Source organism: Microbacterium sp. K35, assembly GCF_004794375.1.
GTDB classification, from domain to species: Bacteria; Actinomycetota; Actinomycetes; order Actinomycetales; family Microbacteriaceae; genus Microbacterium; species Microbacterium sufflavum.
The window spans coordinates 1-731 of the sequence record NZ_SSDM01000155.1 but is presented as its reverse complement, the minus strand read 5'-3'; the positions used below and the strand labels follow the sequence as shown (position 1 = coordinate 731).

1 protein-coding gene and 1 pseudogene are annotated in these 731 nt (G+C 75.2%); one reads left to right on the top strand and one right to left on the bottom strand.

The annotated features are described in order from the left end of the window. Window positions 1-451: protein kinase family protein (locus DW299_RS05155; protein ID WP_522731636.1), on the bottom strand; the 451-nt coding region annotated here is incomplete at its 3' end. Between the two features lie 64 nt (window positions 452-515). Here DW299_RS05155 and DW299_RS05150 point away from each other — a divergent pair. After that, a pseudogene (locus DW299_RS05150) lies at window positions 516-731 on the top strand (NAD(+) diphosphatase); the annotation flags it as partial.

Here is a 731-nt window from a genome sequence, read left to right as displayed (position 1 = left end):
CGTCGGCGCTGCGCGTGGGGAGCCCCGCTCCGCGGACGACGGAGGTGGGCATGCCGTGCACGGCGGCGATCGCGGCGCCCATCGACTCGGCGGCGCCACGACCCGCCGGCACCATCGGGGCGTCGATCTGGAAGCCGGGCAGCAGCTCGGTCACCAGTGCGCGTCCGTCACCCAGGCGTGTCTCGCCCACGTACGCCGGGGCGCGGAAGGGCAGCATGGCGCGGGCGCCGTCGGTGAGCGCGCGCAAGGCGATGGCTTCGGCCGCGAGCTCGCGCGCCGCATCGTCGTCGTCGGCCACGCGGATCGCCAGTTCCCTGCCGTCGGCGAGAGTGGCCACGGCGGAGTCGAAGCGGCCGTCGCCGTCGGCGGTGAGCGCTCGGGTGCCCGTGACCTCAGCGCCGGGAAGTGCGGCCGTCACCGCCGCGGCTAGAGTGAATGGAGAGCGTCCCATGCCCCCAGGGTAGGTGGGCTCAGGGGCGGTCCCGCCTCCGCCACGCCCGTGAAAGGGGGAGTCGATGAGCATTCCGCGTCCGTTCTTCGACCGCGCAGCGGAGCTCCGTGAGGAGCCCGGCGTGATCGACCGTCTGCGCAGCGAGGCCGAGACCGGGGTGATCGTCGTGCGCGAGGGCCGCGTGCGCGTGGTCGACTCAACGCTCGTCCGCGTCGCGCCCGACGCCGTGGGGGAGGCGACCTGGGCGCTGCTCGGCCGCGACGCCGACGGCGCGGTGCTG